Annotated in this window: 19 protein-coding genes; 16 read left to right on the top strand and 3 right to left on the bottom strand. The window is 46.7% G+C overall.

Going from position 1 to position 21,629, the window contains the following annotated elements:
• The first annotated feature begins 67 nt into the window (after window positions 1-67).
• From BN1360_RS07780 to BN1360_RS07800, 5 genes are all read left to right on the top strand, one after another.
• On the top strand, window positions 68-1,615 hold the full coding sequence (locus BN1360_RS07780) for a response regulator (RefSeq protein ID WP_068779311.1): 1,548 nt from the start codon (window positions 68-70) through the stop codon (window positions 1,613-1,615).
• A gap of 215 nt (window positions 1,616-1,830) precedes the next feature.
• Window positions 1,831-3,108 carry a sugar ABC transporter substrate-binding protein gene (locus BN1360_RS07785; protein WP_068779312.1) on the top strand — a complete coding sequence of 426 codons (1,278 nt, stop codon included), beginning with the start codon at window positions 1,831-1,833 and terminating at the stop codon, window positions 3,106-3,108.
• 176 nt (window positions 3,109-3,284) lie between these two features.
• Window positions 3,285-4,157: a carbohydrate ABC transporter permease gene (locus BN1360_RS07790; RefSeq protein ID WP_068779313.1), complete on the top strand. Its 873-nt coding sequence runs from the start codon at window positions 3,285-3,287 to the stop codon at window positions 4,155-4,157.
• Window positions 4,157-4,993 (top strand): carbohydrate ABC transporter permease, encoded by an 837-nt coding sequence (locus BN1360_RS07795; RefSeq protein WP_068779314.1) that lies wholly within the window; start codon window positions 4,157-4,159, stop codon window positions 4,991-4,993. The genes BN1360_RS07790 and BN1360_RS07795 overlap by 1 nt, the downstream gene beginning before the upstream one ends.
• A 54-nt stretch (window positions 4,994-5,047) precedes the next feature.
• A complete protein-coding gene (locus BN1360_RS07800; RefSeq protein WP_068779315.1) occupies window positions 5,048-5,824 on the top strand; it encodes a ChbG/HpnK family deacetylase in 777 nt (258 codons plus the stop codon).
• 27 nt (window positions 5,825-5,851) lie between these two features.
• Here the strand turns inward: BN1360_RS07800 and BN1360_RS07805 are convergent, their stop codons facing one another.
• Window positions 5,852-6,493, bottom strand: a complete 642-nt coding sequence (locus BN1360_RS07805; protein WP_068779316.1) for an HD domain-containing protein — start codon at window positions 6,491-6,493, stop codon at window positions 5,852-5,854.
• A 210-nt stretch (window positions 6,494-6,703) separates the two neighbouring features.
• Between BN1360_RS07805 and BN1360_RS07810 the strand changes: the two genes are divergently transcribed.
• Complete coding sequence (locus BN1360_RS07810; RefSeq protein WP_068779317.1) at window positions 6,704-7,570, top strand: EamA family transporter; 867 nt, start codon at window positions 6,704-6,706, stop codon at window positions 7,568-7,570.
• Between the two features lie 88 nt (window positions 7,571-7,658).
• On the opposite strand, the gene BN1360_RS07815 is transcribed toward BN1360_RS07810, so the two are convergent.
• Window positions 7,659-8,765, bottom strand: coding sequence for a Gfo/Idh/MocA family protein (locus tag BN1360_RS07815; protein WP_068779318.1), 1,107 nt, complete (start codon window positions 8,763-8,765; stop codon window positions 7,659-7,661).
• Window positions 8,766-8,874: 109 nt separating this feature from the next.
• On the opposite strand from BN1360_RS07815, the gene BN1360_RS07820 reads away from it, so the two are divergent.
• Together BN1360_RS07820 and BN1360_RS07825 are read left to right on the top strand one after the other, a co-directional pair.
• A complete protein-coding gene (locus BN1360_RS07820; RefSeq protein WP_068779319.1) occupies window positions 8,875-9,717 on the top strand; it encodes a LysR family transcriptional regulator in 843 nt (280 codons plus the stop codon).
• 33 nt (window positions 9,718-9,750) lie between these two features.
• Window positions 9,751-9,915 carry a hypothetical protein gene (locus BN1360_RS07825; RefSeq protein WP_157259338.1) on the top strand — a complete coding sequence of 55 codons (165 nt, stop codon included), beginning with the start codon at window positions 9,751-9,753 and terminating at the stop codon, window positions 9,913-9,915.
• A gap of 33 nt (window positions 9,916-9,948) precedes the next feature.
• Here the strand turns inward: BN1360_RS07825 and BN1360_RS07830 are convergent, their stop codons facing one another.
• Window positions 9,949-11,076 carry a DUF4261 domain-containing protein gene (locus tag BN1360_RS07830; protein WP_068779320.1) on the bottom strand — a complete coding sequence of 376 codons (1,128 nt, stop codon included), beginning with the start codon at window positions 11,074-11,076 and terminating at the stop codon, window positions 9,949-9,951.
• Between the two features lie 219 nt (window positions 11,077-11,295).
• Here BN1360_RS07830 and BN1360_RS07835 point away from each other — a divergent pair, with 219 nt between their 5' ends.
• The 8 genes from BN1360_RS07835 to BN1360_RS07870 all read left to right on the top strand — a co-directional run bounded on the left by BN1360_RS07835 (window position 11,296) and on the right by BN1360_RS07870 (window position 21,566).
• Window positions 11,296-13,785, top strand: a complete 2,490-nt coding sequence (locus BN1360_RS07835) for a GH39 family glycosyl hydrolase (protein WP_068779321.1) — start codon at window positions 11,296-11,298, stop codon at window positions 13,783-13,785.
• Between the two features lie 232 nt (window positions 13,786-14,017).
• Window positions 14,018-15,379, top strand: coding sequence for an MFS transporter (locus BN1360_RS07840; RefSeq protein WP_068779322.1), 1,362 nt, complete (start codon window positions 14,018-14,020; stop codon window positions 15,377-15,379).
• Window positions 15,376-17,046: a glycoside hydrolase family 3 protein gene (locus BN1360_RS07845; RefSeq protein WP_229520905.1), complete on the top strand. Its 1,671-nt coding sequence runs from the start codon at window positions 15,376-15,378 to the stop codon at window positions 17,044-17,046. Before BN1360_RS07840 ends, BN1360_RS07845 begins: the two co-directional genes overlap by 4 nt.
• Window positions 17,040-17,690 carry a beta-phosphoglucomutase gene (gene pgmB / locus BN1360_RS07850; protein ID WP_068779324.1) on the top strand — a complete coding sequence of 217 codons (651 nt, stop codon included), beginning with the start codon at window positions 17,040-17,042 and terminating at the stop codon, window positions 17,688-17,690. The genes BN1360_RS07845 and pgmB overlap by 7 nt, the downstream gene beginning before the upstream one ends.
• 248 nt (window positions 17,691-17,938) lie before the next feature.
• Complete coding sequence (locus BN1360_RS07855; RefSeq protein ID WP_068779325.1) at window positions 17,939-18,745, top strand: tyrosine-protein phosphatase; 807 nt, start codon at window positions 17,939-17,941, stop codon at window positions 18,743-18,745.
• A 73-nt stretch (window positions 18,746-18,818) separates the two neighbouring features.
• Window positions 18,819-19,460, top strand: a complete 642-nt coding sequence (locus BN1360_RS07860) for a TetR/AcrR family transcriptional regulator (RefSeq protein WP_068779326.1) — start codon at window positions 18,819-18,821, stop codon at window positions 19,458-19,460.
• Between the two features lie 267 nt (window positions 19,461-19,727).
• Window positions 19,728-20,663 carry an ABC transporter permease gene (locus BN1360_RS07865; protein ID WP_068779327.1) on the top strand — a complete coding sequence of 312 codons (936 nt, stop codon included), beginning with the start codon at window positions 19,728-19,730 and terminating at the stop codon, window positions 20,661-20,663.
• A gap of 18 nt (window positions 20,664-20,681) precedes the next feature.
• Window positions 20,682-21,566: a carbohydrate ABC transporter permease gene (locus BN1360_RS07870; RefSeq protein ID WP_229520906.1), complete on the top strand. Its 885-nt coding sequence runs from the start codon at window positions 20,682-20,684 to the stop codon at window positions 21,564-21,566.
• Window positions 21,567-21,629 lie beyond the last annotated feature (63 nt).

Raw genomic sequence — 21,629 nt, forward strand, 5'->3', positions numbered from 1 at the left:
AACACCCGGCCGTCTTCCTCGGTGCAATCTGTAGTTCAACTTATACAGAACAAGGAGTGTGAAGAAAGTGAAAGTACTGATTGTAGACGATGAACAGCCTGTTCGGGAGAGTGTAGAGCTGTCCATCAAATGGGCCAATTACGACATTACTGAGATATATATGGCTGGTGACGGAATCGAGGCGCTGGACATCGTCCGGCGGGAGACTCCGGAATTGATTATTTGCGATATGAGCATGCCACGGATGGATGGGATTGGCTTTCTTGAAGCACTCCGCAAGGAGGGCTGGGATTCTAAAGTTATCGTATTGAGCGGGTACCAGGAATTCCGTTACGCCCGGGCTACTCTGCTGGCTGATGGTGTGGATTATTTGCTGAAGCCCTTTAAAATCGACGATCTGGATAAAGCGATTGCCCGGGCGGTTGAAGCGATTGTAGAGAGCAAGCAGAATAAAAGCGAGGAATGGAGAAGGAGCCATCAGGTAAATGAGGCGCAAGCGCTGCTTAATGAACAGAAGATGGCGACTTATCTGCAGAGCGAGACGGCGAATCACGAAGGAGTCCGGCAATTGCTCACAGAGGAAGGCTTCCCGTTGGAAGACTTCTATATTCTGCTCTTCCTGCCCCGGAATGCCGGCGAGGTCGTGGATCGGCATTTTATGGGGGATGAGTCATTGCTCTTGTTCTCCGTCAGGAACATTTTGCGCGATGTACTAAATCCGTTAACCCATCACTATTTCTTCCGTATGGAATCCTTCCTCTGCGTATTTACAGCAGGGAATATTTCAGCCGCCGAGATGGATTATTATCGCCGGAAGCTGGAGGAATCCTGGGCTTCCACCATCCGGATAGAGACCTTCTCAGGGTTGTCCCGACTGAAGCTTGGCTACCGGGATATTCTGACCGGATTGAAAGAGGCGAAGAGGGAAATTCTGAAATCCAACATGCTGGATGGGCAGCGGATAGAGAATGATCAGCGGCAAATGCCTGGACTCATGGATCGGGAACTATTGGTGCTGGAGGCGTTGAAGAAGCAGGACAAGGAGTATTTGGGGGAATTGATCCGCTCCTTTGTGCAGGAACTGCGAGCCAGGGGTTATTTATCGTTAAAAGAATTGCAGCATTACACCATCGAGGCCAATTTGCTCATTATGCGTATTTCTCGGCAGCTTGAGCTGGAGCCGCATATCGATCCTTTATCGCTGTGGCTTAGCGACTTGGAGGAGTGGGAGAAGGCTCTGACACATACCTTCTGGATGATGATTGAATCGGAGGGGGAGAATCTGGCCTCGTTGCGCAGTATTCATGCGATCCGGCATTATATTGAATCCCATCTTGGCGAGGATATCAGCCTGACTTCACTCGCTGACAGATTCTATTTCAGTCCGCAATATATCTCCAAGAAGTTCAAGGAGAACTATGATACGACGATCATGAGCTATCTTACGCAGCTGCGGATGGAGAAGGCCAAATCGCTGCTGGGCCATTCGGACATTAGCATTATCGAGATTTCCCGGATCGTAGGCTATGAGGATGATAATTACTTTGGCAAAGTGTTCAGGAAGCATGTCGGTGAATCTCCTTCTCAATATCGCAAGAAGCAGCAGGAACGTTGAACGGCTCGGAATGATTCAGATTTTACCTATACTGGCGAAGAGTTTCCCTATTGGAGACAGATCTTGGCGAAATATAATTAACTTAGCAGCAGTAAGGGCATAATAGTTTGAAAACGTTGTCAAGTTGAAGCGGCAAGATTTTCAGACTATGATCTCTGAGGGAATCTGCTTAATATGAATCGATCTGGTCAAAAATATCTAACGGGGGCGAAAGCATGAAGAAGACAAAAAAGGCATTTGGTTTCCTGGCGATGATGGTATTGATCGCATCTCTCGTCGCTTGCGGCGGCAAGACTAATGGAAATACTGCAAATTCAGGCACAGACACAAATTCTTCGAATACATCCGGAGGCACGGAGAAGCAAGCGAAAATCTCGCTCTTCCAGAGCAAGGTTGAGATTGCTGAAGCATTGGAGGAGCTGGCCAACAAATACAAAGAAGAGACCGGGAACGAGGTTGAGGTTTGGGGCTCCGCTGGCGATGCCTATATCACTCAACTCCAAGCGAAGCTGGCCGCGAAGGAAGGTCCTACAATCTTCAGTATTGCGTCCGGGGCAGAAGCGGAGAAATTTAAGTCTTACTATTATGACATGAGCAATGAGAGCTATGTTAAAAATATCGCGCCGAATATGGCTCTGGAAGTCGACGGCAAGGTTGTTGGCGTTCCGATCGGGGTTGAAGGCTTCGGTCTGGTGTACAACAAGAGTCTGGTTGATCCGAAGGACGTAACCGATCTCGCTTCCTTTACGAGCAAGATGGAGAGCTTGAAGGCTGAAGGAATTAACGGGCTGAGCCTATCCCAGGAAGCTTACTTCCTGATCGGACATATTTTGAATACACCGTTTGCCCTTCAGGCCGATCCGATTGATTATATCAATAAGCTGAATAACGGCGAAGTCAAGATGGCTGATACGAAGGAATTCCAGGAGTTCGCCAAGTTTATGGAAGTGATCAGACAGAATTCTGTGAATCCGATGGAAGTTACTTATGATACGCAAATGGGTGACTTTGCTACGGGCAAGACGGCAATGGTACACCAAGGCAACTGGAGCTATGGCATGCTGGCCGATTATGGCGATCTCGACATCGGCATGATGGCGCTGCCGATCGCTGGCAATAGCAAGCTGTCCGTCGATATTCCGGGCGGCTGGGTGATCAACAACGGCGCGAAACCAGAGGAGATCAAGGCGGCTAACGCGTTCCTGGATTGGCTCTATAACAGTGAGACCGGTAAGGATACGATCGTGAATAAATTCAAGTTCATTCCGGCAATGACCAATATTGAAGCAGAGGGACTGGACCCATTGTCTCAAGCCGTATTCGAGGCAACGAAGAGTGGCAATACCATTCCGTGGGCGATGAACTACTTCCCGCAAGGCATTATCGTAAACGATCTGACACCGGTAACCTCTGAATTCTTCCTGGATAATGGTATAACCGGAGAGCAGTATCTGAAGAATCTGGATGATGCATGGGCAAAAGCCGCTAAATAATCGATTTGAACATCGAGGATGAGACATGAAAAGTGCGTTCAAAAAGGCCGGTTTGCTTATCCAAAGCGGACTTTTTGAACCACCTTCTAAAAAGCCTAGCCTACTCCCTAGTGTTAGGCTTTTGTGTTTCATCAACCCTGTATCAAATTAGACTGAACTGGAGAGGGCGTGTGGTAATGAAAAGAAAAGACAAACTTTGGTTCGGGTTATTTACGATGCCCTTGTTCACCATTTTTACGATCGTCGTCATTATTCCGTTTATTATCGGGATTGCTTATTCATTCATTAGCTGGGATGGAATCTCGGCTAATCCGAAAGTATTTGTCGGTCTGGACAACTACGTAACGATATTCCAGGATGAGCGATTCTTCTCTTCCGCAGGGCATACACTTAAATTCACACTGCTGGCACTCATTAGTGTGAATCTGCTGGGCTTAGCCTTTTCATTGCTGGTTACGAACGGGCTGCGTACTAGCAAGCTGGCTCGTACGTTCTTCTTTATGCCGAATCTGATTGGCGGATTGATCCTTGGTTACATCTGGAAGTTTATCTTCACAGATGCCTTCAAGTTCCTCGGTGGCAAGACCGGGCTTGAAGGAATCTTCTTCAACTGGCTGATCAACCCTGATTTTGCTTTATATGCCCTGGTTATCGTATTTACTTGGCAGATGGCCGGATATACGATGATCATCTATATTGCCGGGATTCAAGGGATTCCTGATGAACTGCTGGAGGCAGCCAAGGTGGATGGTGCGAATATCTGGCACAGGCTGACGAAGATTACCTTCCCGCTGCTTATGCCATCCTTTACAATCTGCTTCTTCATGACGTTATCCGGTGCGTTCAAGATTTATGACGTGAACCTGAGTTTGACGAACGGCGGACCGGTTCACTCGACAGAGATGTTCGCGATGAACATCTTTAATGAGATCTTCGGTTACGGACGATATGGAGTGGGTCAGGCGAAGGCGATCCTGTTCTTCTTGATCGTGGCCCTGGTGACATTGACGCAGGTAATCATCACGAAGAAGAAAGAGGTGCAGATGTAATGAGACGAACTAGCAGAGCAATCAGCTCCATTCTGTTGGCCCTTCTTGCCCTCCTGTTCCTGTCGCCGATTTACATTATGCTCGTGAACTCCTTCAAGACGCGGGCGGAATTGTATAATAATGCGCTGGCATTGCCGGAATCCTTCAGCCTTCAATATTTTGAAGCCGCGATGAAGAAGATGAATTTCCTGACGGTTCTGGGCAACTCCACCTTCGTTACCGTGCTGACCGTGATCTTCGTGGTCGTTCTTGCCTCCATGACCGCATGGATGCTGGTGAGAACGGATAATAAACTCAGTAAATTGATGTTCATGGCCTTTATCTCGACGATGCTGATTCCTTTCCAGACGCTGATGATGCCGTTGATGCAAGTAATGGACTGGATTCGCACCTACCTTCATATTCCGATGCTGAATACGCATGGCGGTCTGATCTTCATGAATGTCGGCTTCCATGCCAGTATCGCCGTATTTTTGTACCATGGATTTATAAAGTCGATTCCGATTGCATTGGAGGAGGCCGCTACGCTGGACGGCTGCAGCAAGTTTGGCGTGTTCTGGAGAATCGTGTTCCCGATGCTGAAGACGATAACGATTACTGTTGCAATACTGGATGTAATCAGTACGTGGAATGACTACCTGCTGCCTTCCTTGACGCTGTCTGATAAGGGACTGCGGACGATTCAACTGTCGACGTTCTACTTCTTCGGAGAGTTCACGATCGTCTGGAACCAGGCTATGGCGGGTTTGACCTTGACCATTATTCCTGTCGTCATCTTCTATGCTATCGCCCAGAAGTATATTATCAAGGGGATTGCCGAAGGGGCTGTAAAGTAATAGAGGCTGAAATAGCGAAAAAGGCTTGCTCCGTAATAACGCAGGAGGTGACCTATGGATAAAGAGATCTGCATCATCACGAGAGCTGACGATGGCGGAAGCAACCATGCTGCGAACCTGGGTATTGAGAGAGCGCTGGAAGGTGGCGTGTTGAAGAATGTCTCCATTATGGCGACCTGTCCAGCCGTCCGCGAAGCGGCGCAGATGTTCGCAGGGAGGGCTGACGTCTGCTTCGGACTGCATTTCGTCCTGAATGCCGAATGGAACGATATCAAATGGGGTCCGATGGCGGACCCTGCGTCGGTTCCTTCTTTAATTGAGGCAGATGGCTGGTTCAGTCCGCATCCTGATTACTTCAAAGAGCATCCGCCCCTCATGAGGGAGGTCATGCTCGAACTTGAGGCTCAGTTCGCCAAGCTAACAGAGTTGGGCTTCCGTATCGCCTATGTTGATACGCATATGGTACCCGAGTTAGCGATCCCTGGTCTGGAAGATGAGCTCCGTGCCTGGTGTACTGCTCGAGGACTGGTCTATTGGTGGGACTACTTATTCGAAAATATAAGCATTAGCGCGGCTGACGACGTTGTAACCAAGCATCTTGAGCAGATTGAAGCCCTTGGGGCCGGGCGATATTTACTGGTTACCCATCCGGCTGTGGACTCGGAGGAGATGAGAGCATTAGGCAATGCCTATGAGTCGGGACAGCAAATTGCCAGAACCCGGCAATATGACAGCCAGTTCTGGTCCAATCCGCGACTATCCGTCCAATACAAGCAAAGAGGGATCAGGCCGATCCGCTATGATGAGGCAGTTAAGCTGAATCCAGGTTGAAATTGTCATTTGAGGCTGAAGCGGGGGTTAAGTGTGGGAGACAGAGGCCAGTGCTTCATTTGTAATCTGTTCAATGTCGACCGGGGATTGTGAGCCTTCACGAACCAGATCCGGCAGAATTTGATGCAGGAAATAATCGACACAGTGCAGCTTGATCTGTTTGATCTTAATCAAAGCGCTCCGGTACATCGTGATGAACTCCTTCTCGGTGTTCCCCCGTTGCAACTCAGCAAATGCTTCATAGATCTGATCCAGCTTGTCGGCCACCTCAAGGATTTGCCCCTCAACGGAATCGTCCTTCCCTTCGCGCAGCTGTCTGCGGAAGATAGCTTGAAATTCCTCAGGTATATGCTCATCAATAAAATGAGCGACCATTCCCTCTTCAACCTTCTGCAGCATCGCCCGCAGTTCCAAGGAATAGTGCTTCACAGGTGTCTTGATATCCCCGATGAAGATCTCGCCGTAATCATGGCTGCTCGTAATCTCGTATAACTTCTTCCAATCCACAGTGGTTCCATGGCTTTCCTCGATGTCCGCAAGCGTCTTGGCGTATTGCACGACCTTCCAGGAATGTTCGGATACGCTATGCTCCTGGAATTTGAATCTGCCCGGACAACGGATAATCCGCTCCAGATCCGTTAACGACTGAAAGTACGTATGGATTCCCATCTCTTTTACATCCCTTTCTTCGAATGATGTGTTTTACTTTGCTGTACGAACAGTATACATCCGGTTTGTTAATGGATCGTTAACTCGAACTTGGAATTATTGGCGATTTGTTAAGCGTGGGGGAGAAAATAGCGGAAAGTTATAATATACTTGAACCTAGACTCCATTCATGAAACGATATCATTCATAGTTCATAAGGAAGTGGGATTTATGTGGCTGCTTTATGCGTGCGGATCGGCTTTATTTGCGGGCATGACCTCCATTCTGGCCAAGATCGGCATTAAGAATACGGACTCCAATCTGGCTACGGCGCTGCGCACGATAATCGTGCTGCTGTTCTCCTGGGTGATGGTGTTTGTGGTTGGTTCACAGAATACGATAGACTCCATCTCCGCCCGGACGCTTTTATTTCTGATTCTGTCCGGCGCTGCGACCGGGGCTTCCTGGTTATGTTATTTCAGAGCTTTACAACTGGGCACGGTTAATCAAGTTACACCGATCGACAAGAGCAGCACGATTCTTACGATTTTGCTCGCTTTTTTATTCCTGGGAGAGGTGCCGACGTTATTTATGGGAATCGGGATCATCCTGCTTGGGATGGGGACCTATCTGATGATCGAGAAGAAGACGGAGGCTGCGGGATCTTCTGCTTCGGGACGAAGAACCTGGCTGATCTATGCGCTGTTATCCGCGATCTTCGCTGCTCTCACTTCGATCCTTGGCAAAATAGGGATTCAGGATATCGAATCCAATCTGGGCACCGCTATCCGTACGGTTGTTGTATTAGTCATCGCTTGGGGCATCGTGTTGTTCCAGAAGAAGCATACGCTGATGAGGGAGATCGACAGGAAGAGCTGGCTGTTCATCGGTCTGTCCGGCCTGGCAACCGGCCTATCCTGGTTATGCTACTACCGGGCTCTGCAGGATGGCAAGGCCAGTCTCGTGGTGCCGATCGACAAGCTGAGCATTGTAGTTACCGTGATCTTTTCGTACATATTTCTTAGAGAGAGGCTGTCGGCCAGATCCTTTATTGGCCTGCTGCTCGTCGTAGGGGGGACTCTACTGTTGTTGTTCTAGGGAAGGAGACATCAGACCATGTCTTACGTAATAAGGACACCTCAGGAGGTGTCCTTATTGAAGTTGATTTCGCGGAGAAGCATTCTCCTCAATTCAGATATATCCGCTTGCCGGTTCTTGCCGATTCCTCTATAGCACGAATCAATCGATGCAAGTAAGCGGCATAATGAAAGTCCGGCGTCTTGGGATTATCTGAATTCGAAAGTATGTCTTCGGCAAAAGACTGGTGGGCTCGGGCTACATTGGTAAGGGGGAACTCCTTCGTATCCTCCATTACCAATGTGAAATCATCGGGCCGGCTCGAAGCAATTGCTTGACTTGATTCGTATTTTACCAAGGACACACTCAGACCACCGTATTGCGGATGACCGATAGAACGGTTCTGATAGAGGCGGATGATCCCCTGTTCGCCCTGAACCTCCAATATAAATTGAGGGTAGGCTCCGCCCTGAAGATGGACCGAAAGGGGGATTTCCCGGTTGATTTTACCTTGAATGATGTACTGATCTTCTATATTTTTTGCGATAGTACGACTCTGATCCGTGAAGCGGGCTTCGGTATAGTGCGTATGGTGGCTGGCCTGAACTTCGGTAAAATGCCCGAACAGGTAGCTGACCATATCCAAAATGTGACCGCCGTTGATTGTCAGTAGTGTCGCTCCATTGCTGCGATCCAGAATATAGCTGCTGCCGGAGTCCGTCCAATTGCCCTTGGCCTGTGTGGAGGACTTGATATTAACGGACAGTATTCTGCCGATTTCATGCCGATCGATCATTTCTTTAACCCTGCGTACCTCGTCGGCCTGACGGGATTGTAGACCGATGGCATGCTTGACCCGAGAGGTATGGAGCTGCGCCATGATCTCGTCGATTTCGCTCGCAGTAACAGCCAGAGGCCATTCACAGTAAATATGCTTATTGGCACGGATTGCATCCAGTAGAACTTTATGGTGATAAGGGGCTTTGACACTGACTATAACCATGTCGACATCGTTCGATTCAAGCATTTTGATGTAATCGTCATAGGCATTGACATGTCCAATTTGGTCCGCCGCTTCTTGGGCTGAAGCTATATTTGTGGTTGCTATTGCTGTGATTTCATGAAGCCCACTATGGAGCAGAGCCGGAATATGCGTTGAGCTGGCCCAGCGGTTTCGGATCGAACCCCCGATGATGCCTGTTTTAATTTTGTTCATCCTATAACCTCCCTGTCTTTAGAGTAGTATAATATGGTTGTGATATTAAAAATAATGTATATATTTAATTTATATATCAAAATAAGTGATACGTAAGGGGTGAGGCCTGTTGGATATAGAGAATATGAGGGCGTTCATCACGGTCGCAGAGCAGGGGAGCATCTCGTCTGCTGCGCAGGAGCTGCATCAATTGCAATCCAATATGACAGCCAAGATTAAGAAGATCGAGAGCGAATTTGATACAGAACTGTTCTATAGAAGACCAAGAGGAATGGAATTAAATGAGCAGGGCAAGAAGCTCTATGCGCAATTTAAGAAGATCGTATTGTTATGGGAAGAGACCCGGAGCATGATGAGTCAGGAGAATCCCGCGTTGAGAATCGGGCTTATGGTAAGCAAAAACCCGCCTAATTTCAATCAAGCGATGGAGACATTATATGAAAAGTATAAGAACCTCAAAGTGACGGTGAAGACCGGGAGTACGCAGAAAATTGAGAATGAAATTGCTGACGGGGGGATCGACATCGGCTTCCTGGTAGGGAAAACAGATACGAAGCTGCTTCATTATAAGAAATACGGAGCTGAGAGATTAGTATTGATCGGCAGAAATCTGGATCAGCCGCTGGATATGCTGCTGCAGGGGGAGAACCTGATTATTTCCTCCAGCAATTGCTATTACAAGAAAGTGTTCGATCAATTGCTTGCGGATTATGAGGTGGTACGTACAGATTTCGTAGAAATCGCTGCATTGGAGTCTCTGATCAGCATGTGCCAGCTTGGCATGGGGGTAACTCTCATCCCGGAATCGGATACCGCTGCGCTTGGAATCAGGGATTATCGGGTGATCGACCATCACGCTTGTGAGCTTGAGAAATATATCTGCTGCCGGGAGAATCATAAAATTACAGGGATTGAACAACAGCTTATGAATATGATAACAATGGCTAATTAACCGCGCGGTGGTCAGAGGCTAGAGATAACAACTATGGAGTTGTGGATCGGCCTGATTCGAAAGAAAAAGCCGAATAAACCTGCAGATTTGCAGGTTTATTCTAAACAAGTGGTTTCGGATGTGAAAAACAGCAGTTTATCAGCTTTTTTACCGGTGGATGCAGACAACAGCAGTGACGAGCGACGAGGTGATCTCTAACGCAGCGCTCGGCTGTTAGTCGAAGCAGGGGTGTTAGAATTTAATTTTTACACTGTCTCCATCCACGTACACGCCTTCGGATCGGATGATTTGCAGCTTCTGTTCCTCCGAGAAGCCGATCGTCTCTCCGTCCCGCAAAGTGACGTTATATTCAAGCACATAATCCGTAATACTGATCAGGAAGTCGCGCAGCTCGCTTGGTGTAGTCTGGCTGTCGATGATCTCGATCTCATCCTTCCCGAATGCTCTCAACCCGTAGGTATAAGCCCCTGACCCGGTTTCGGTCCCGACCAGACCGAAGTGGACCAGATTGAGCAGTGGCAGTATGTTCTCTTGCTTCATGATCTCGGTCATTTCTATATACATTTCAGGCTGGAATACAGTTCCTGCCGTATAAATGCCTATCGCATTAGGCAGCTTCAAGCAGCTTGCCGCCAGCTTCGTAAATAGCTTGGCGCTGTCGAGAGAGGAGCCGGAGCGCGTAAAAACAGCCAAAATGATCTGGGAGACATGTGTACTGGTGACCTGAGCTGCCTCCTTCCAGAGGTAATTGGCTTGTGCAAAATGCTCGGCTTCCCCATCCGGTACAGGCGCATCTACGAAGCTGAGTGCCAGGGTGAAGCCGTCTGCTTCAAATACAATCGTGCCTTCGTTCTCCGCAGAGCTTGCATCTGTCCCATCAGCCGGCGGACAGACGATGCCCCAATCTTGCTGTAAATTGGCTTTGATCTGTTCAATATCGCATTTGTGAGTATTCAGCAGGACAAACCCGTTGAATATGCCCGATGCGCCTTCCTCTTCTTCGGTGTCCTCATTTTCCGATTGCTCGGCTTCAATGGCTGCCGCCTGCTTCATCCAATACTCGCGAATCATCTCAACCATCGCAATGGCTTCCTGCTCTGCAGTAGCCGGATTATAAGGCTGCATCTCACTGAAAATATGACCGCAATGCTGCGTATCGGATGGATCTTCATATCCACCGCAGACTCCGAGCATCCATTTGCCCAACATCGATTTCTTGTACTTAAAAATATAGTAGTGCATCTCATGCAGTTCAAATTCTCCTGCAATCTCGATTTTGCTGGGCTTCCGCCCAAGTTCATTCTCATGCTCCAGCCATTCGATCATCGACTGCATGGCTGCTTGTTGCTGAATAGTCATTAGTTTCTCTCCTTTATAAATGTGACTTCTAATATTTTCCTAAATAATTGTATATTACTAAGTATAAGAATGATAGGCAATGGTACTGGATGGCTAATTGCGTAGGAAATCTGAACATTTAGTCGCAAGCTAAAAATCTTTGTTATTGCCATATACCCGTTTTTCCACGATAGTAGAGAAAATGACGGAAGGTGAACCCGCTGATCAGGAGGGATATATTTGCAATATGAAAGTATTGTGTTACCGCAGAACTACACGGTTCCTTATAGATTACTCATTCACCAGGTGAGGGTGGTCCCCTATCACTGGCATGATTTTATAGAGATTATTTTTGTCATCAAAGGCTCGATCAAGCTGGAGGTAGAGAAGCAGGAGATGATGCTCAGCGAAGGGGAGGTCGCTATTGTGAATAGCTGTTACCGTCACTCCATTCAGTCGCTGACCACTCAAAATATCGTCTGTGCTCTGCAAATTCGTGAAGATTTTCTGCGCAGCGAGATGGAATGCTTCGATTCGTTAACCTTCGGAATGGCTCATCAGACGACAGCGAATGACATTGCTCTTATGAAGAGATATTTATCCGAGTTAGCGCTCCTGGACATTAAGAAGAAGAGGAATACACCTATTCTTCGCAAGGTGAAGATCCTTGAAATATTAAATTTGATTGAGCAGCGCTTTTCACGAGAGAAGCAGGAGCCCGAGGGCGCTCTCTCCCTGGATAGAAAGATTACGGATATTCTCTTGTATATCAACAATAATATTGCTGAGCCGCTGACGCTGGAAGATACCGCGAGGGAGTTCAATATGAGCCCGGCTTATCTGTCGAAGCTGTTTAAGAAGAGCTTTGGCATCAATATGATGACCTATATTTTTGAGTATCGGCTGCAGCTTGTCTGCTCTGATCTGGTGATTACTGACCGGAAGATTAGCGATATTATTTTTTCCAGAGGCTTTAATTCGATCAGCTCATTTAATGACAGGTTCAAGAAGCATTTTGGCATGGCGCCCAATCAGTATCGGAGCCAGAATAAACAGGGGCTGGCGATTAAGGAAGAGGATATCACGCACTCCCTGTACAATTATATCAATCTGATGAAAGAGGATTCACTGACTGAATTATTTAGTCCGGAGCATGAAGAGAGCCGGTTTGCGAATGAATCCTTCCATTCCTCCAGCTACGAGGAGAGAATCATCGATATGTCCGGAAGCCTGGCACCGTATGATTCCTCGATTAGCCGAATGATCGGCGTCGGCAGAGCGAAAGAATTGCTGGATGCCGACATGCAAAGTCAGCTGGCCCAGGCATGTAAGGAAGCCGGATTAAACCGTGTTAGATTCCATGGTATTTTTTCGGACGACTTAATGGTCTACCATGATGAGAATGGCGTGAAGGCCTATAATTTCAAATATATCGATAGAATTTTTGACTTCTTTACCGAGCATCGGATCATTCCTTTTATTGAACTGGGCTTCATGCCCAATGATCTGGCGAGTGGAAAGCAGACGATGTATCGTTGGGAGGCGAATACGTCTCAACCGAAGGAAATCCATGATTGGACCCGGCTTGTCGGGCAATTCATCCGCCATCTTATTAATCGTTATGGCTTGGCGGTTATCCGAACATGGGATTTTGAAATCTGGAATGAGCCTGACCTTGAAGGATTTTATTGGCATGGGACGCAGGACGAGTATTTGCATTTCTTCAAGAAGACCTATCAGGCCATTAAAAAGATAGACAGCAAATTGAAGGTGAGTGGATTCAGCGGTACAAGCTGGTCCGTTGTGAATACCGAGTGGACGAGTAAAGCCCTGAAGTTTATGGAGGAGAATGACATAATCCTCGATAGCTTTACTTACCATATTTACCCGATCGAATGGAACCTGGAGGCAACCTACTTCAACTTATGGACGGCAAATCGAAAGGGATTGTACTCTTATGCTGACTCCAGTTATATCGTATCAACTGTGAAGGAGGTACATCAGCTCATTCACGCAGCACCTAATGTAAATCAGGGAAGAACGATTATTACGGAATGGAATTCTTCCTCCGATCCGCAAGATCTGCTGCATGATACGGTGTTCATGGCTTCTTTTATCGTTAAGAATGTAATTAACTCGGTGGGTTATGTTGATGTGATGGGATTCTGGACATTATCGGATATTTTTGACGAGCATCTGTTATCCCTGGACACTTTCCATGGAGGATTCGGGTTAATGACGGTTGAAGGCATCCGGAAGCCTGGCTATTATGCGATAGCTTATCTGAATCAGTTAGGCGCTACGCTTGTCTACCGCGATGAACAATTGATTGTAACGAAAGATGATGAGGATAACTATCAAATCCTGATCCATAATTATCAGGAATACGATGAGTTGTATAAGAGCTTTAACACCTCACATATATCGTTGAAAAATAGGTATGGCGTATTTGCGGAGGAAGCCGATAAGCGCCTTAAGCTTACATTGCAGAATATGTACGGTTCTTATACGATCACGAAGCAGCAAGTGAACCGGACTCATGGCTCCGCTTATGACGCATGGGTCGATTCCGGCGGAGCCGAGATGACTGCCGAGTATGTGAATTACTTAAAGAGTATTTCCGTTCCGCGAATGACGATTCAGAAGGAGAGAATTCAGGGGGACTTCGTGTTCGAGCTTAGTCTCGAGCCTCACGAAATTGTATTTCTTAAGCTGGAAAAGACAATATAATAGCCATGGCTTAACGCGCATGCCTGATTTCCTGACTTTGGGGAACTGGGCATGCGTTTCTTTATGATTGGCAGGACCAATAAAAATCAGGAAGTGTTTGTGCAATAATACGTAGGTTTTGCCCCGAAAAGATGGGCGGCGACAATAATCGACAAGTGTTAGGTCAAAAACCGGTTAGCACGGTGCCACCGAAAAAACTAAGATTTAACTATAAAAAGAAAGGGGTTACATTATGCTGGATTTCAAAAAAGTAAACAGACGATTCGCGCTGGGAGGCCTGGGTCAGAACTTGGTATATGCACTGATGTCTACAGGTTTTCTCTTCTACTTCACTGAGGCTGCCGGTTTCTCTGCTGCAACAATTGGAACGCTTTTATTGGTGGTCAGGATTTATGGATTAATTGCAGACCCCATTATTGCTGTCATTATTGAGAAGACAAATACAAGATGGGGGAAATACAGGCCGTATATTACGATAGTTCCGCCACTTATCAGCTTATTGTTCGTGGCATTGTTCTTTAATCCATCCTTATCTCATGGTGCCCATCTGGTATATATCTATGTTATTACGATCCTGTTCTGGACGGCATATGCCTTTTTCGATATTTCATATTGGTCAATGGTTCCTTCGATTACGAAGGAAGAAGATAAGAGAATAAAGTTGCTAACAACGACTAAATTCATGATTATGATCGCTGCGTTTGGTCTTGGCATGGCCCAAATGCCGTTAGTCAAATTGTTAGGCAATAACGATTACTCCAAAGGCTTCTTCCTAATCAGCATCCTTCTCGGTGTAATCTTTACAGCGTTAGGTCTCTTGCTCGCACAAGCTTTGACTTTTATGAATCAAAATTTGGAGGAGGTTGCTGCGAGAGCAGAGGTTCCACAAGTAAAGGGCAAGGATATGATCAAGTCACTGCTTGCCAATACACCATTAATATCCGTTATTTTAGGTAAACTGTGCATTTATATCCCGATTACACTTAAAGGAAGCATAGCGATTTATTTTTATAAATATACCCTGGGCAACGATATTCTAGGCTCGTATGCTTCGATGATCTCACTACCGATTACGCTCTTGCTGGTGGTGTTCGCGCCGAAGCTGATCAAGAAATTTGGCGATAAGAAAGTGATGTTATCCTTTATCATTGTCCACACCCTACTGTCCTTTGCTTATATCGTCAGCACGGATGTTTCTGCCTTCTATATCCTGCTGGATGGTCTCTCAAATGCGGCGATGGGGATCTATTCCTTGATTATTACGAACATGGTAGCTTCAGCAGTTGAGTATGGGGAGTGGAAGACAGGTATCCGCATGGAGAGCATTATTTTCTCTACCAATACGATCAGTTCCAAGCTGGCGACGGGTCTCTCGGCAGCAATCGCTGGCTGGGTACTTTCGGGTATCGGTTATGTATCGGGTGCCGAGCAAAGTGCGCAGACCTTAAACGCCCTTCATCAAGTCATGGTGTGGGTGCCTACCATCGGTTGTATTTTAGGAGCTCTGGTATATATGGGATATAAGATGAACTCCAAGATGTATAACGAAATTTTGGCTGACTTAGAGAGCAGAAAGCAAAATGCAGGAGCGTGAGAGAGATAATGATTAATACAGATATTTTGAGAGAGAAACCTTACAGTCTGTCCGAAGAGCAGCGGAAGAAGGTGGCGGATCAGATTGATCAAATGTCTTTGCAGGATAAGGTAGGGCAATTATTCTTTCTGCCCTATTATGGGCAGTTCATGAGCGATGAAAGTGTGCTGCAAATGGTGAAAAATATACAGCCTGGCGGAATGATGCTGCGGCCGACCCCGCAGGTGAAAGCCACGGAGATCATTGATCTGATTAAGGCCAACAGCCGGATTGCCCCGTTCATTTCCGCGAATCTGGAGAATGGGGCAAACGGTCTGATAGAAGGCGGAGTCAGCTATGGGAGCCTGATGCAGCTCTCTGCGGCAAATGACCCGCAGCTCGTTAACCTTGCTGCCAGCGATATCGGGAAGCAAAGCTATGCCCTTGGTGCAAATATGGCTTTCGCTCCTGTAGTGGACCTTAACTATCATTGCTTAAATCCAATAACCGGAACACGCGCATTCGGGGAAGAAGCAGGGCATGTGAAGGAGATGGCAGCAAACTTTGCCAAAGGCTTCATGGATCACGGCATCCTGCCTGTGATCAAGCATTTCCCCGGCGACGGCGTGGATGATCGCGATCATCATGTCCTCGCTTCTGTAAATAGCCTCTCCTTCAAGGAGTGGGAGGAGAGCTATGGAGCGGTCTACAAGGAGCTTATAGACCAGGGGATGCCTTGCGTTATGGCCGGTCATATCCTACTCCCCGCTTATGAGAGAATGGTTCAGCCTGGTATAAAGGATCAGAAGCTACTGCCTGCGACATTATCCACGCATTTACTAAACGGCCTATTGCGGGAGCGCTTGGGTTTTAACGGCTTAATCATTACAGATGCTTCAGGGATGTGCGGATTTAATAGCTTCGCGACAAGGCAAGAGACGGTGGTTCATTCGATCAATGCTGGCTGTGACATGCTGCTGTTCACGATGGATCTGGAGGAGGACTATTCAGCCGTTCTGCAGGCGGTCATGCGCGGTGTAATTTCGAATGAACGATTAAATGAAGCATTAGTGCGTATTCTGGGCATGAAGGAGAGCATAAATTCGAAGCAAGTTGCTGAAACTGAGCTGCCGCCATCTACACAACTAGTGGATCAGGTCTTCGATCAATCCATTACATTGGTGAAGGACAACGATGGAACTCTACCGATTCATGCGGAAGCCTATCCCAGAATACTGTTGATCCCGCTTGGAAATGAGGACAAGAGCGGTGATATTTTAGCCAGGGAGCTTGAAATGAAGGGCTTCCAAGTTACCTTGTACGATACCGGAAGGATGGATCTTAGCCTTATCTTCGGTAAAGTAGCGGATTTGAAAGCCAAATATGATCTGGTGATTTACGCTTGCGATTATCAGGTCAAGAGCAATCAGACTTCGAACCGAATTGAGTGGGGCATGCCCGCGGGGCAATATATGCCTTGGTTCGTAAAGGATCTTCCGGTGATTATGATCTCGTTCGGCAATCCATACCATCTGTACGATGCGCCGCGGATTCCGACTTATATTAATGCCTATAGCAATAACGCCAGGAATATAGAGTTAGTCGTTCAGAAGCTAGTTGGCGAGAGCGAGTTCAAAGGAGTTAGCCCGGTCGATGCTTTCTGTGGAAGGTTTGATACGAGATGTTGAACATCAAAGGTGTTATATTCGATCTGGACGGAGTGATCACAGATACGGCGGAATTTCATTTTCTGGCCTGGAAGCAGCTCGGCGAGGAATTGGGAATCCCGGTAAATAAGGAGCTTAATGAGCAGTTGAAGGGGATTTCCCGTATAGAATCCCTGGAGAAGATACTGGAATCAGGGGGCAGGGCAGGTTCTTATACCGCGAATGAGAAAATAGAGCTGGCCGCGCGAAAGAACGGATACTATTTGCGATTAATCGATTCAATTACGCCCAGCGACATACTTCCAGGGGTGGAGGCCCTCCTGCAGGAGTTGAGGCAAGCTGGGATTCGAACAGGCTTGGCCTCAGCCAGCCACAATGCTCCGTTCATATTGGATAGATTAGGACTTAGTCATGATTTCGATATTATGGTTGATCCGGGGGAAATCGGCCGCGGAAAGCCGGACCCCGAAATCTTCCTGACAGCGGCTCACCTGCTGCAGCTCTCTCCCGACAACTGTATGGGCATCGAGGATGCCGCAGCCGGAGTGGAAGCGATCAATAGGGCGGGGATGCACTCCATCGGTGTAGGCGATCGAGCCGTTCTATCTCATGCGAACTATGTGGTAGAAAGCCTGTTGGGGCTGCGTTTGCAAGATTTGGGATAAATTCATAGCAGAAGCAGAATGAGAAGATAACTTCCTTGATCGGGGTTATCTTCTTTTTTTATAACTTGATCATGCGTTAGATTCAAATTTATCTGCGTTTTACATAATTCTGATGAAACGTTAACATTTCGTTTGTACACTGAAGGTGTTAATTCATAGTAAATTTATATTTACTCTTGATAAATAAATCATGACAAGCGTATAGGTGAATTAGATCATCACCTAAAATCAAGGATGAGGTGACGAATATGCAACGAGTAATTACATTGGAAGGCGCGCACAATTTTCGAGATATGGGTGGTTATGAGACAATAGAGGGTCGCAAAGTGAAATATGGTTTGTTTTATCGTTCCGATGAATTGACAGGATTGTCTCCCAAAGACATAGAGATGCTGAATAGTTTAAATATTAGAACAATATTCGATTATCGCGGCCATCAAGAAGCACAGCATAAGCCGGACCCCACTATCCCAAATGCCATCTATGAGCGACAGCCTGCGATTGCAGAGGAGCAGCCTAGTCGAATGAATCTGTCATTCGCGCCTGAAGGCGGAGAGCAGCAAGGGCACTTCCTTGAAGGTCTGGCTCAAAATGACTTCTTCAAAACCTTCCGTGCTGACGAATATATGCGGGATCTGTATAGGAAGCTGCCGCTAAACAATGCTTCGTACAAACGCTTGATGGAAATTATTCAGGTACCTGACCATTTAGGAATACTGCATCATTGCACTGCAGGCAAGGATAGAACGGGAGTCGGGGCGGCGCTTATATTGCTTGCGCTTGGTGTATCAGAGCAGACGGTGATGGAAGACTATCTTCTAACTAACGAGACGATGAAGGACTTCAATCAAAGGCTGTTGGGGCGGATTTCGGAGTATGCGGATGCTGCGATATTGAACAATTTTAATCATATGCTTGACGTTAAGGAAGAACTTATGGAGACAGTCTTCAGAACCATTAAAGACAATTATGGAACCTATGATATCTATTTTGCGGAGGAGTTCGGTTTGACTGAGGCGAAGCGGGAGCTCCTTAAATCCAACAGCCTGCAATAGAGCAGGAAAGAGGGGGAGGGCCAGGGTCGAGGGCCATTATTGAATATCAAAGCAGGCTTACGGGAGGAAACGGATGGAACCCAAATGGAGAGAACAGCTGGAGCAGCACAGAAATAACCGGCGAATGGATATTATTCAGACAGCAAGGAGGTTATTTATTGCTCACGGGCTATCCTCTGTCACACTTAAGGATATCGTCGAGGAGTGCGGCATCAGCAAAGTAACGTTATATAAGTATTTTCGCTCCCTGGAGGAGATTATTTTTGAGGTGCAAATCGATTTATTGAGAACCTGGGGGGAAAAGGTGACTATAACCGCCCATCAAGGGAGTAACGGATATGAGAAGCTGCAATCACTGCTTGAAGAACTGATCCAAATTTCTAAAGAGAATACGGACATCATTCGATTTATTGCTATGTTCGATACGCTGTATCAGGAAGAGTATCCGACACCGGAATTGGAAAGGAAATTCCGCTCGTTTTTGCGGAGCGTGCCACACCCTTTTTTATCGCTAATCAAGGAGGGCACGGCTGACGGATCGATGCGAAGGGTTCTGGATGTCAAAGCGGTAGGTTATACGATCAGCAATATTGTGAACGCAACTCAGCAGCGGATGATGCTGCGCGGGAAGCTGTTGCATTTGGACCAGGATGTAGACCCCGCTATTGTGCTGAAAAATATGGCTGATATGATCCTTGCCTTTGTGAAAGCATAAACAGAAATGAGGTATATCATATCCTGTCCACCGGAAAAAAGACGTTTTCTTCTATAAGAAGGAGGCGTCTTTTTTATTGCTGCATCTGCCCCTTTATCCACTTCAACGGTGCAGTTTGAATTTTAACAGTTTGTTTACCCAGTTTTAATGGGACACTGACAGATCGATTTTATACTAAAGGTGTTTACTGCTGGTAAACCAAAGTGTACTGCCAATAAATAGGGGGTATTCTTTGGTCACAACTTGACTTAGGAAGAGGTATGGCTCATGACACAATCAATTACAGGCAAAAGGAAGCGGAAGAGACCGGGGAAATCCGGCGTACTGCTTCTGATGATGCTGCCGGGGATCATGTATTTAATTATCAATAATTACTTGCCCATGTTTGGGGTCGTTATCGCATTTAAGGATTTCAACTATAGCAAAGGTATTCTGGGAAGTGACTGGATCGGATTTGAAAATTTTGAATATCTCTTCAAGACATCAGATGCCTTCGTCATTACGAGAAACACGATTCTTTATAACGGCGTTTTTATTATTCTCAATTTGTTTATCGCAGTTGGCCTGGCGATTTTACTGAATGAGGTGAAGCGGCGTTTTTTGTCACGTTTCTATCAAAGCGTCATCCTGCTACCCTATCTAATCTCCATGGTCATTATCGGATATTTGGTATTCGCTATCCTGAGTATGGATAACGGGCTGCTGAACAAGAGCATTCTGCCTATGCTGGGGCTTTCCGAGATTTCCTGGTACAGCGAGGCGAAATATTGGCCTTACATTTTGACGTTCGTGCATACCTGGAAGAGCAGCGGCTATTTATGCGTAATCTATCTGGCAGCCATTATCGGCATCGACCAGGAATACTATGAGGCGGCAACCATCGATGGGGCAGGGAAATGGAGACAAATCAGAGGTATTACTTTTCCGCTGATAATGCCTGTAGTTACGATAATGACACTGCTACAGATCGGACGGATTTTCTATTCCGACTTCGGATTGTTTTATCAGGTACCTCTGAATACAGGGGCGCTGCAATCAACGACCAATGTCATTGATACGTACGTGTATCGTGCGCTTATGACGACAGGGGATATCGGAATGTCCTCGGCTGCTGGACTGTACCAATCTTTGGTTGGCTTCCTGCTGGTGTTCATTTCTAACTATGTCGTTAAGAAATTAAGTCGGGACAATGCCCTGTTCTAAGCTAAAGGAGCGAATAAATTGAAACTCAAAAATTGGATATGGCAATCAAGCATTCACATTATTCTGGCCATCGTCTCTATGGCTTGCATTCTACCTTTCATGTTGTTGTTCACTTCATCGATTACAGATGAACAGGAAATCTATCGGAACGGGTATGCCTTGTTCCCGCAGAAGATCAGCTTCGCGGCCTACTCTTACTTGCTGCATGATGCGGAGAAAATTACGCAGTCCATCGGCGTCACCTTAATTATTACGCTGGTCGGAACGCTGATTGGGCTGATCCTTATTGCTTTGCTGGCTTATCCGTTATCCCGCAAGCATTTGCCCGGCAGAAATTATTGGGCCTTCTTCGTCTTCTTCACAATGCTGTTTAATGGCGGATTGGTTCCTACGTATCTGGTATATACTCAGCTGTTTGATATGAAGAATTCGATTTGGGCGCTTATTGTACCAGGATTGCTGCTGAATGCCTTCTACGTCATGCTGATGCGTACTTTCTTTGCCACTTCTATTCCGGAACCTGTCATTGAATCTGCGAAAATCGACGGGGCCGGCGACTTTGGAACTTTTATCAAAATCGTATTGCCGCTATCGCTCCCGATTCTGGCAACAGTGGGCTTGTTTCAGACCATCAATTACTGGAATGATTGGTTCAACGGAATGATCTATATTACGGACAGCAGATTATTCAGCTTACAGAACCTGCTCAATCGGATTTTACTCGATATTCAGTTCCTGGCAAGCAGTAACTTTGGAAGTCAGGCGGATGTTACGACCAATGCCCCGATGGAAACCGTTCGTATGGCGATGGCAGTTATCGGGGTAGTTCCCATCCTGGCGGCGTATCCATTTTTTCAAAAGTACTTCGTTAAAGGGCTCACTGTAGGTGCAGTCAAAGGATAAGGCTATGTTCAGTCTTGGACTGGTTAGCAAAATAAATCAAAAAACATTCATTGGGAGGCTTCA

Source organism: Paenibacillus sp. GM2 (assembly GCF_900069005.2).
Lineage (GTDB): Bacteria > Bacillota > Bacilli > Paenibacillales > Paenibacillaceae > Fontibacillus.